This is a genomic window from Roseovarius sp. BRH_c41 (genome assembly GCF_000961715.1).
Classification (GTDB): domain Bacteria; phylum Pseudomonadota; class Alphaproteobacteria; order Rhodobacterales; family Rhodobacteraceae; genus Roseovarius.
Window position 1 is genome coordinate 64,883 of sequence record NZ_LADY01000021.1, and the last position, 10,983, is coordinate 75,865.

Annotated in this window: 10 protein-coding genes; 7 read left to right on the plus strand and 3 right to left on the minus strand. The window is 56.4% G+C overall.

The window, feature by feature from the left end; all coding sequences use genetic code 11:
- Window positions 1-94: 94 nt before the first annotated feature.
- The 3 genes from VR71_RS24725 to VR71_RS06810 all read right to left on the minus strand — a co-directional run bounded on the left by VR71_RS24725 (window position 95) and on the right by VR71_RS06810 (window position 5,501).
- Entirely contained in the window at window positions 95-2,419 is a 2,325-nt protein-coding gene (locus VR71_RS24725; protein ID WP_296430000.1) for a phage/plasmid primase, P4 family, read from the minus strand.
- A gap of 438 nt (window positions 2,420-2,857) precedes the next feature.
- Window positions 2,858-4,753, minus strand: coding sequence for a hypothetical protein (locus VR71_RS24730; RefSeq protein ID WP_296430003.1), 1,896 nt, complete (start codon window positions 4,751-4,753; stop codon window positions 2,858-2,860).
- Window positions 4,719-5,501: a hypothetical protein gene (locus VR71_RS06810; protein WP_045682306.1), complete on the minus strand. Its 783-nt coding sequence runs from the start codon at window positions 5,499-5,501 to the stop codon at window positions 4,719-4,721. The genes VR71_RS24730 and VR71_RS06810 overlap by 35 nt, the downstream gene beginning before the upstream one ends.
- Window positions 5,502-6,162: 661 nt before the next feature.
- Here VR71_RS06810 and VR71_RS06815 point away from each other — a divergent pair.
- The 7 genes from VR71_RS06815 to VR71_RS24735 all read left to right on the plus strand — a co-directional run.
- Window positions 6,163-6,420, plus strand: a complete 258-nt coding sequence (locus VR71_RS06815; RefSeq protein WP_045682308.1) for a YjhX family toxin — start codon at window positions 6,163-6,165, stop codon at window positions 6,418-6,420.
- Window positions 6,421-6,431: 11 nt separating this feature from the next.
- Window positions 6,432-6,896: a GNAT family N-acetyltransferase gene (locus VR71_RS06820; protein ID WP_296430005.1), complete on the plus strand. Its 465-nt coding sequence runs from the start codon at window positions 6,432-6,434 to the stop codon at window positions 6,894-6,896.
- A 577-nt stretch (window positions 6,897-7,473) separates the two neighbouring features.
- Window positions 7,474-8,742 carry a DNA methyltransferase gene (locus VR71_RS06825; RefSeq protein ID WP_045682312.1) on the plus strand — a complete coding sequence of 423 codons (1,269 nt, stop codon included), beginning with the start codon at window positions 7,474-7,476 and terminating at the stop codon, window positions 8,740-8,742.
- Entirely contained in the window at window positions 8,739-8,975 is a 237-nt protein-coding gene (locus VR71_RS06830; RefSeq protein WP_045682314.1) for a hypothetical protein, read from the plus strand. Before VR71_RS06825 ends, VR71_RS06830 begins: the two co-directional genes overlap by 4 nt.
- Window positions 8,975-9,415, plus strand: a complete 441-nt coding sequence (locus VR71_RS06835) for a hypothetical protein (protein WP_045682316.1) — start codon at window positions 8,975-8,977, stop codon at window positions 9,413-9,415. Before VR71_RS06830 ends, VR71_RS06835 begins: the two co-directional genes overlap by 1 nt.
- Before the next feature lie 43 nt (window positions 9,416-9,458).
- The gene (locus tag VR71_RS06840) at window positions 9,459-9,911 is read left to right on the plus strand and encodes a phage terminase small subunit P27 family (protein WP_296430007.1); all 453 of its coding nucleotides are present in this window, start codon (window positions 9,459-9,461) and stop codon (window positions 9,909-9,911) included.
- Window positions 9,912-10,598: 687 nt separating this feature from the next.
- The coding region (locus VR71_RS24735; protein ID WP_296430011.1) for a hypothetical protein at window positions 10,599-10,983 on the plus strand (385 nt) is incomplete at its 3' end.

Here is a 10,983-nt window from a genome sequence, read left to right on the forward strand (position 1 = left end):
CCAAGCGCCAGAATGCGGCAGAGTTCAGCACGGCGTTCGAGGGGCTTGAGGTGGCATGGATTCAGCGCGTTCCCGCTACAAAACAGTGATCGGTTCATTGGAGCGCCTTATCGGTGTTCATGTCATGACGCAGGCACAAGCCACTCCACCCCCGTCCTCTAGCAACAGTTGCAGGTCGAAAGCCGCGCTGCCGCAAAGCTTCTCCAAGCGACTTGATTGATCCAACCGCACAGCCTGTTTGTTCGGCCCATGATTTCCAGTTCGAGAAAAGCGCTTTTGAGGATGCACGAAGCTCAGTCCCCTGATTGCAGCACTCAGCGATCCACTGTCCGACCAGATCTTCATCCTCAAAGTACTGTCTGGCCGCAGTGAGAATACATTCCGGCGGTGCTAGGCCCATGCGCTGCCAGTCCGTGCATCCATCAAGCATCCAACGAAGAATGCCATCACGTTCGTCTTTTAGCTTATCCACGAGCAGCAGATCGCGCTTTTCAGCAGGAATTGTGATATCAAATGGAACGAGATGCAGGCGCCGCCGCATGGCCTCCCCACATCCTGAGAGTTGAGGGCGGTGATTGCCTGCGATGACAAGTTTGAATTGTGGCGTGAACTCGAAGTGGTCCTGTCGCATGAAGTTGGCCCGGACTTTTTCACCGCCAGTAACGCTCTTTATGCGGCCTTCGGCCCAGCTGTGGCCCTGTTCCGTCTCTGGAACCACTACGAGGCGTGCGGCGCGGAGACCAGCCAGTTCCGTGAGGTGGCGCGTGCCACGTGTTGACATGAAAGTGTCAAGCGTTGCAGTCGCGGCATAGTCACCGAGAACATGGGCAATCGTGCTAAGAAATACCGATTTGCCGTTGGCGCCGTCGCCATGCAAAAACGCAAAGCTCTGCTCCTGCGTCGAGCCGGTCAGGCAGTAACCTGCCAGTCGGCGGAGATAAGATGCCAGAGCCTTGTTTGCGCCGGTGATCTCGTCGAGGAACGTTAGCCATCGAGGGCAATTGCCTTTTGCGGAGGCGTTCGTCATCTGGGTCAACATGAGCTCTGCGCTTTGCGGAAGGATTTCACCGGTTTCCAGATCAATCATGCCCGAGGGCGTGTTGAGCAGCATTGGGTGTGCGTCCCAGTCAGAGGCCTGCGTGGCAATGCGCGGGTCGCAGGTGACAATACGTAGGCTGGCTGCAATCGTCCGGTCGCTGGCGATGCGGCGGGCCTCAGCTGGTCGATCACAGTCAGCGGCAGCAGCACGACAGATCATGCGGGCGAGTTCGCGCGCCCCGCCGGTCATGTCGCGCGTCCAGACCTGACCGGTCCAATGGAACCAGGCACCCCACTGTGCGACATGCTTCCAATTTGCTCCGTGTTGGTGAGCATAGAGGTCGGCAATGGCATCTTCGCTCTGCTCGGGCGCGACAACCTCTCGGCTGGAATCGCGATTCATAGATGGCATTGGCCCATTTTTCCTGATGTCCAATTGCAGCAGGGCTTTGAATTCACGATCAAGCCGATCTTCACCCCAAGGCGGGACAATCATTGCCTCGTTATGATCACATGTTGCGCGCCATGCCTCGTCCAGTGTGCAAGCCCGTCGCCTAGCATTCCGGATCCAGTGTCCCATCACTTTCGACAGGGCCTCGAAGCGGGTTATATCATCCACCGCACCAGAGTGAATCTGACGTGTCGCAAGGTCCATTGTGGTTGGGCTCGGCGCGGTATGATATGTACCGCCTGAGCTGATCTGAGGCGATACCAAGGAGGGCATTTCGCGGACAGCCTCCGCCAACTCTTCCAAATCGTAGTCGCAGTCGTCGCTTTCGATAATGCGCACGAGAGCTTTGACGCCATTCTTGCCATGGATGGTTCCGGCCACGCGGATGGGCTGCGCAAGGGTTTTGAAGGCAGTGTCTCCACCAAGCTTGATTGCAAGATTCTCGCGCAGGCCACGAACCCGCTCGAGATCGGAACCGGATGCCGCCTCGGTGAGGCGCCAGTAGAGATGGCACTTTTGCTGTCCGGCATCGGTTATGCCGCCAGAAGCGATTTCGAGTGATGGTTTGCCCAGATGATGGACAGCATGCGCACGCTTGCCATTGATGTCACCTTTATCCAGATCGATGACGATCACACAGGTTTCCAAGATGTTTTTGGCACGGGCCGATTTGTCCGGTCCAACAGTGCACGGCACGACATAGACGCCGCAGCCTTGATCGGCCGCCGTGGCCGCCTTGGACATCAAGAAGCCGGGAAGTTGCGCGATGTCCGGAAAGGATTGATAAGGGTTTTGCCGCGCCATGCCAGTTTCGGACAGGATCCGAACTGGAACGAATCCGTCAACATATCGAAAAACTGCGTCGCAATAGATCGCGATGACATCAGGATCGATAACGGGTGGTGAAGACTGCCTGGGATCGCAGGTCATTGGAGACTTCCAGCGCTGCTACGATGGCGATTTTCGTAATCAAGGATATCCTGGACGCGGTACCGGACGGAGCCACCGATTATGCTGAACTCAGGCCCCTTCAGCAGGCTGCGCCATCTCTGAAGAGTGCGAGATGAAATGTCCCAATGATCCGCAAGCACCGCTTCGGTGACAAAGCTCGATGTTGGTCTTTCGCTTATCGGTATGTCATTCTGATTGCGCATTGGGCTGCCCTTGCGGTTTGCAGGTATGCCCTCAGGATAGATTTGCTGATGCGTGAATTCTCCTGTTGTGACGTGACAAGATTTGATCCTCACGTGACAACAATCACGAGGACCGTAGTCAATTTGGGTAAGTCAAGGGGCTACGACGTGACAAAAGCACTCTGCGACGTGACACGCCATTACGAGAGGTCATCAGTGTACCAACTTGGCTACTCTATGATTCTTCGTCAATCAGGACGATTGAAGGTGCGAGTCTGTAGCCTTGAGGCGATCTCGTCTGGATGAATCTGTCTGAAGCCAGTTCTTCGCCATGCAACAGCTTGTAGCTCTCACTGATTATATGCCGGCAGCGCTTCACCTGTTGCCGAATGGTGCTCTTTGGCTTGCTTTGCCTTGCGGCCAGCGTTCCTGAAGCAACATAGCGGTAATCGCTCGGTGACCGGAGAGTGATCAGGTCCTCCAAGAATGTCGGTTTCAAATCGGTGGGTACGATGGCCGGAGGGCCGGTCAGAACACAAAGTCCACGGATATTGACAACCGGGGAACCATCTTCATTTGCGAATACGACCCGCAACGGATCCTCAGGATTAAGAACCAGATCAACTTCATCTTCTGGCTTAGTTTCTGGCAGTCGGGTCTCGACCGCTGGGGGGGTAGTAAGGGAAGGGTTTAGCCCTTCTCTTCGCTGCCCAATAATGAGAGCGACGAGTGACGTCCCCGGTAGTTTGCCATGAAGGATATCGCGAAGCCGCTCGCGTAGAACCCCCTCCAGAACCTGCTCGACATTCTTGCCATGGCGCATATGCATTGCGACAGATTGATCAAGAACCGATTGCTTCGATTGCTCGGGGTGACCATCAGCGATCCTCGCAAACTCGGTACCGAATGCCATCAGAAAAGCTCGCTGATCGCCAGTGCATAAACTCAAGGCGTGGCGGGTCCATTCGACAGCTATCGTCTGTGATTGCAGATTATAGCGTGGATCATAGAGGACGTCGGTCGCATAGTCGGTGGCAAAATCATAACTTCCGAGACCAGCTGCCAGAAGGGCAAAGCGTCTGTCGAGACACTGTGAACACGCACCACAATGCGTGTGTAGTGTGGTCTGTTCGCGGATGCTGGTGCAACTGACGCTTATGGGGATCTGCGCCGTACCGTTGTGTTGAGCTATTCGTTCGACCACGTCGCGCTTGGTCAGCCAGCAGTATTGGTTTTCGATCGACACATGGTCTGGCCCTAGATGTTTCATGAGCGCGTTCAGCTTACGTAGAGACAGGGGGTGTGTTGTTCGCGTCGCCATTGTGCCCACAACTTGTGAGCTGATCGGAAGGTTGTGACTGATCACGCCGTTTTCATAGAAACTCAGACGTTGTGCTCCGAATGACTTGGCCACCAATTGCCCGAGAGCGGCAAATAAAAAGGACCTTGAACGTTGCGAGGAGTCACTTGCCTCTTGGCCGACCCGACGAGCCAGAACATGGATGTGCAAGACGCGCCCTTCGAACCTATGCGCCAGATACTCACCAAGCTTGACTTGTCGAGAGATGGCCTTTTGCGCAGATCGGTGGGTGAGCAGGATGACCTTCTTCGAGGATGTGGACAACGCCTCTAGGGCCCCGGCAAAAGAATCCAGACCGCCCGAGAACAAGATGACCTCCTCTGCATCGAATGCTGCGCCATCCGGGGCGAGATCAAGGAACGGCTCCAAAGCGGTGCACTCCGCCTTTTGCGAGAACGTAAAGCTTAGATGGTCATCTGTAAGAAAGCTCACAGCGTCAACGAGAGCTTGCATCACTTCCTTGCGATTCCAGAATGTAGGGTTGCGCACAGGGATCTGAAAATCAAACGAGCGATGCCAGCCTTGGCCCATTCTTTGACGGGTCTCCCCGCCCCGTTTTACGGCGCCGTCCGCGGCAAAGACCGTTGCTGCGATCTCAAGCAAATCTTCATTTAATGGGTCAAGTTCCGCGCATAACTTCGTGCGGATAGGATCGGTTTGCAGGTGAAACGTGCGCTTTGGGCCATCAAGCCGCACGACCAACGGGTCTTGCCTGCCATCGACCTTAATCACTGCCTCAGCCACGCCGCACCTGCCGCGTCCTGAGGTCATCGACGATCTTCTTCAGCGCGACGCTGCCAAAGCGTGCTGCCTCGACCGAGTTGAAGCCGCCATCCCTGTAAAGGGTCTTACCATACCATCCGCCGGAAAATTCGCGAATGATACGGGTGGACTCCCACGCAAATTGATCGAGATCGGATTGGAATGCATTTCTCGCCGCCACATCGGTAAACCGATGCCCGTCTCCGATATGTCGGTCGAGGGTTCGGTCGAGCCAGTAGGATAGAGATCCAGCAACAAGACTGCCAAAAAAGCATCTGGTGTACTCTGAAACGCTTTTGTTCCAGGAGAGTTTGCGCGCTGTTGTCAGCACATCGTCCGGCGTCGCGTCGAAGAGCCCAGGTAGGGTGTCACCGATTGAAGTCGTGAGTGTCTTCGAAAGGGCACGGGCTGCCAGTTCACCAAGATCGCTTCGACCTCCTCCAGCTGCGCGCACCTGATCCAAGCGCCGGGTCGTTGCCGATATAAGATCCAGCAACCCGGGTCGGTCCGGGACGAGTAAGTTCTGTTCCCTCAGAGCGTTCCCAAAATCCTGCGCGCGTGCCGCGGCTGGGATTGCTAAAAGCAGTCTTACGGCTTCGATGAAAACCGGGTCGTCCGTGGCTTGAAGAAGGTCCTTTTCTGCCGCCTGCGCACTGGCTGCAAAAATAGCATTGTGGGGTGCGGTTCCTGCAAGAAGGTCCGCTACCTCGTTCCAGTAGCGCGTTTTTGGCAGAACGCCGAGCGTCGTGTGTCCCATAAGCTCATCGCCCCCTCGCCAATGCTGATCAAGTAAATCCCGGTGGGAATGGCGTGTCAAACATTCCCGCCAATGAGCAAGTAAGTGTTTTTGCAGACCGCGATGCAACAGATGCAACAGATGCAACAGATAAGAACGTTGTATCCCTCACGCGCGCGCGGATGGCTTAATGAAATGATACGTAACATCTGTTGCATCTGTTTTCGCCGATGCCGATTTGGCCCTACTGTTCCTGGTTTTGTTCAGTAGCACATGTTCATTCCCTCAGCTGCATATGGCCGTCACGTACCTACTTCTGTCATGACTGCCAGAGTGGAATGCTGTAGTTTCTGCAGGTCTCTTCCAGCCGAAGCGGGCTCACGTCCCCATACGCGCCCATACGTGAATTTGCGTTAGCTGACCTTCGCTGCGCGCGTCGCGAACTGGTAAAATGCGGACCTTGCTGCCGTTCGCCGTCACGTACCGAAGGTCTGCTTGCTTGGATCATGCGCGTGATGTATTCGATGAGCACGCTCGGCGTTCAAGCAGGGCGATGGAGATTTTATGTCTACGATTGCGGCCCGCCGCTAAGGTCCACGAGATTGGACCGAATTGAACCAAGAGACTTCCGCGCGTAGTGCCGGGAGCCTTTTAGGCTGACGTAAACTCAAGAGACAATCTGTTGAATATCTCAAAACGCGAACAGTGTGTTTTGCACGTTCTGGCGCAGGGTGGAGCCATCCACTTCGAGCGCCGTTCGAACGGCAAGATATGCGACATCCGCTGCTTTACGCGCGACGGCCATGTTCTGGCCGATTGCGGTCTGCGGCTCTTTGATCGCCTCAAAAAGAGGCGGTTCATCAAATCAGCAAACGAACACCCCTACCGTGCAACGCGGCTTGGGCTCGGTTCCGTAAACGCTCAATATGACAATCGCTAAAGGAACGAACAATGACAAAACCAATGATTAAACCAACGACAAACGCTGATGTATCGGCTCTACAAGACGTAGTTGACCAGACGGGGCTATTTCCAAGTGAGATGCTGCCCGACATGCTTGCACCTGTCCTCGCCGCAGAAACCGAGGCATTTTGGTTGACGTGCCATCTCAATGGCGAGGCCGTAGGACTGTGCTACACCGTGCCCGAGGAGATGGCGGACGGGACGTGGAACATGCTCGCGCTCGCGGTTCGACCTGATCTTCAAGGCAAGCGCTTGGGAACCGAGCTGGTGACTGCTGTCGAGCAGCACCTTCGCAGCAAGCACCAGCGCATTCTTATCGTCGATACGTCGGGAACCGATGACTTTTTACTGACACGGAAGTTCTACGCTCAGAACGGCTACAATGAAGAAGCGCGTATCCGAGATTTCTGGGCTGCGGGGGATGACAAAGTGATCTTCCGCAAGGCTCTCTGACAAACCAACGCCCTTCGCCATTTATTGGCGAAGGGCTCTTTTGCAGGCGTTCGTATCAAGCGCAGCATTCGACAAAATGGGCTCTCACCCGACTTTCGTCGCACACGACACGAAAGGCTGCTATTGGGAAACGGCCCCAACTTTGCAAAGCCTGCTTCCTGCGCATTGCCGTCTGTAAAGACTGCGTGCGCTATAGCTGCGCCGAATGGCGTTGGCACACGTGCGGTGAATTCTTCTGGAGAATACACGCCAGTATCCACTGCCTCCAAACTGACCGTAACGGTCAAATGTGACAGCTCTCTTTGGCTCAGGCTTGTTCAGTATCTCGACTGGATTATTTGCTTATTCGACGACGCCAAATTCGTTTGACGCTCATGATTGTGCGCCTTTTCCCAGCAGGTCGAGGATCGTTCGCTAAGTCTGGCTATTCTCGCGTTGGTGGATTTCTCACCCTCCTTTCAGATTGTCGGTACCTGTCGTTGTTTGTCATTTAATGTCATGATTACAATGCATTACTCTCTTTGATATATTTCCTGCAAAGCCGCGCAATTGGCGCAGCTAATCCAAGGCGGGGGTCATGGCAGGGCGCAAGACAGCAAATACGGATACTAGGGCTGGGGCAGGGGCCCGATCCATCGAACAGCGTGCGGTGGCCGATTTGATCCCCTATGCCAATAACGCGCGCAGCCACAGCGAGGCGCAGGTGGCGCGGATCGCGGGCTCGATCCGGGAGTTTGGGTTCAACAACCCGGTGCTGGTCGATGGCGCGAACGGCATCATCGCGGGGCATGGCCGGGTGCTGGCGGCGCGCAAGCTGGGTCTGGACCGGGTGCCGGTGATCGAACTGGCCCATCTGAGCGAGGCGCAGAAGCGGGCCTACATTCTTGCCGACAACCGGCTGGCCGAACAGGCCGGATGGGATCGGGACCTGCTGGCGCTGGAGCTGACCGATCTTGACGAGCTGGGCGTGGATCTGGCCGGGATCGGCTTTGAGGGCGCGGAACTCGACGCGCTGCTCAACCATGCTCAGGGTGATCCACGCGAAGAGGAAACACCCGAGCCGCCCGTTGATCCGGTCTCCCGCCGCGGCGATCTGTGGTGCCTCGGCTCCCACCGGCTGCTCTGCGGTGATGCAACGTCGGAGGTGGACGTAACCCGGCTTCTGGATGGGATCAAACCGCATCTGATGGTGACGGATCCGCCCTATGGCGTGGAGTACGATCCCGCCTGGCGCAACGATGTTGGCGCAGCAAAGACCGAACGCACCGGCAAGGTGCTCAACGATGACCGTGCGGACTGGCGCGCGGCCTGGGCGCTCTTTCCTGGCGACGTGGCCTATGTCTGGCACGGCGCACTGCACGCCACCACCGTGGCCGAAAGCCTCAACGCGTCCGGGTTCGAGATCCGCAGCCAGATCATCTGGGCCAAGGACCGGCTGGTGCTCTCGCGCGGCCATTATCACTGGCAGCACGAACCCTGCTGGTATGCGGTGCGCGGCACGGGGCATTGGTCCGGGGATCGCAAGCAGTCGACGCTGTGGTCAATCCCGAACCGCGATCAGGATGCAGCCACTGTGCATGGCACGCAAAAGCCGGTCGAATGCATGCGGCGGCCGATCCTCAACAACTCCAGCCCGGGTCAGGCGATCTATGAGCCATTCTGCGGATCAGGTACGACGATGATTGCAGCCGAGACCACGGGAAGGGCATGCCATGCCATGGAGCTGGATCCAGCCTATGTGGACGTGATTGTGCAGCGATGGGAGCAGTTCACCGGCGAGACAGCGCATCTTGAGGCCGACGGTCGCAGCTTTGGCGATCTCTCGGTTGAACGGGCCGCAGCATGAGCCAAGGCCGTCGCCTGTCCCTGATCGAGGCTGGCACCAATGTGGTGGTCGGTTATCTGCTGGCGCTTGCCACGCAGCTTGCGGTCTTCCCGGCGGTCGGGGTGAGCGTCACCCTGCAGGACAACCTGCGGATCAGCGCGGCCTTCGTCGCGGTCTCACTCGCTCGCGGCTATCTGCTTCGGCGGATATTTAACCGCGTTGGGACGGCAAAGCATGCTGGGCAGGACCGGTGATGGCGCGCCCCCAGATACTCTTGACAGAGGAACAATGCCGAGAGGTGGAAACGCTGGCTGCCCTTCTGAACCAGGACCAGATTGCAGATTACTTCGGCATCGCGCGCAATACTTTCCGGGCTATTTGTGAGCGCGATGAGGAGGTTCTCGAGCGGTATAAAAGGGGCAAGGCCAAGGCGATCGCGCATGTGGCCAACGGGCTGCTCCAGAAGGCGCGCGCGGGTGACACCACTTCGGCAATCTTTTATCTCAAGACACAAGCCGGGTGGCGGGAGACGGCCACGCCCGAGGCGTCTGCCACAACCGATCCGTCCAACGCACGTGATGCCCTTTCATGGCTGATGGACAAGATTGCCGCGCAGAGGCAACGGATCGGGATGGCTGAGCCCTGTGCGCAGATTGCTGCGGATACCCCGGAGAGTGAAGCGCATGAGAGGTAGGAAACCCAGACCCGGCGTGATGGGCCGAAGCAGGGCAGGGGAGATGGAGCCGATCCCGCCAAAGGCGCTGCCGCGGTGTCCGGACCATCTTTCCAAGGTGGCGCGCAAGGAATGGCGTCGGCTGGCGACCCCGCTCTACCGGATGGGTGTGCTGTCGGTGACCGACCGCGCCGCACTGGCGGCCTATTGTCAGGCCTGGGCACGCTGGGTGGAGGCCGAGGAGCATCTCGCCAAGGGGCCACCGCTGATCAAGACGCCCTCGGGCTATGTCCAGCAATCGCCCTGGCTCACGGTCGCCAACAAGCAGCTGGAGATCATGGGGCGTTTCATGGCGGAACTCGGGTTGAGCCCCTCGGCCCGCGCCAGACTGCGCCTGCCGGAGAGTGGTACGGACGATAGCACCAGCATCAAAATCATCACGCTCATTGCGGCCGAGAATGAGGGCGAAAGCAAAACCGACAGATTGCCGGTCAACGTCAGGGTTTCGGAGGGCTGAACGCCCACACGGCCAATGGTGGTTGCGGCAACGTGGTGGGGCAGGAGGAAGGTGCCGAAGGAAGTCGGGACAGTTGGAGCGAGGCATTACTGAACTGAAGGACAGGGCACGATGCTAAAGGTGAGTAGATTGGTGCCAACCATTTGCGGCCTGTTCTCATCAGAGCTAGTTCCCTCCGCGCCATTGTCAAAAAGGTGGGAAGAGTGAATTCGCCGCATTGGCAGCATCTTTGGTAAGCTGGTCCGGAATCGGCCATTCAAACAGAGGTATAAGGCCAATTGCGACTTCATGCTGGCCGACACGATACATGGTAGGCTCGTCTATAACGCGCCCTAAGGCTCAACCTAACCGAAGAACGCGTACGAACGTAAGATTCCCGAGCAAACACTTTTCACCGCGCCGTTAAGGGCTTGCCCATTTTCTCCTCCGCCAGCCTGTCCAGAAGCATGAAATACCACCAACGATGGCGAGAAATGCGTACTCACGATCGCGCTAAATCCCCTGTTACTCTCAGACAAATGCCAAGCGAACTGTTGACCGACGCGCCAGAAGGGGCAAACTTTGTGTTAAACGGTAGTTCAAGCGGGTAAAGCAAGACAGGGCACTGAGGAAGATAACCGACCCGACGACCCAAAGTTTTGGAGATTAATATTCGCCATGCAAGATCCAAGAAACAGAATAGATGCAATGATTAAAACGCTGAGAGACCTTAGGGTCAATTTTGATAAGATTGAGAAATATGGCAATAGCGGATTACCAAATGCGGCAAACCTAGCAAGAGAAACGGCAGAACGAACAGAAAGAAATCTAGTGGACATATTCTCAAAAATTAGAGGGTATAAGGCCGAGGCTGATCTTGCAGTAAAACAAATGGAAAAGGGCCGAAACCAGATTGGGAAGGATCCTTTGTCAAATAAAGAAATGGCCGACATAGCGGTTGAAGTAGTTAAGAAATTAAAAACATATAACCGGGCCTTCCAAGTAAAAACCTGCTCATCCCACGATACGGCTGGCGTAAACACTCATATAAAAGAAGGCTTGGAACAATTATTCGGGGCAAGAAACGAGATAC